This window comes from Sphingobium sp. LMC3-1-1.1 (assembly GCF_040676285.1).
Taxonomy (GTDB): Bacteria; Pseudomonadota; Alphaproteobacteria; order Sphingomonadales; family Sphingomonadaceae; genus Sphingobium.
The window spans coordinates 1-342 of record NZ_JBEGHQ010000069.1 but is presented as its reverse complement, the minus strand read 5'-3'; the positions used below and the strand labels follow the sequence as shown (position 1 = coordinate 342).

The window sequence follows — 342 nt, the reverse complement described above, 5'->3', positions numbered from 1 at the left end:
TCCGCATGATCCTCGCCGAAGGCTGGGAGGACAAGGAGTTCTGCGAGCGCTATGTCGGCCCCGAGGGCATGGCCGCGCTGCGCGAGGCGGTCGAGCCGTTCAACGAGGAGATGGTGACGCACCGCGCCGGATTGCCCGAGGGCCAGCTGCGCGCCGCCACCGAGATGTTCGCGCGCGATTCGAAGCGCGGGCCGGTTTCCACGGGCACGGGCAATAATTTCGGGCCGAACTCGAACGTGGCCCAGCATCTGGCAGACGCCATGAACGTCGTGTGCGGACGCTTCCTGCGCGAAGGGGACACCACGCTCGTCGAGATGCTCAGCCCCGAGGCGCCGATCTATC

At 67.5% G+C, this 342-nt stretch carries 1 pseudogene; it reads left to right on the top strand.

The features are described 5' to 3' along the window. Positions 1–342: pseudogene (locus MRBLMC3_RS21125) on the top strand (hypothetical protein); the annotation flags it as partial.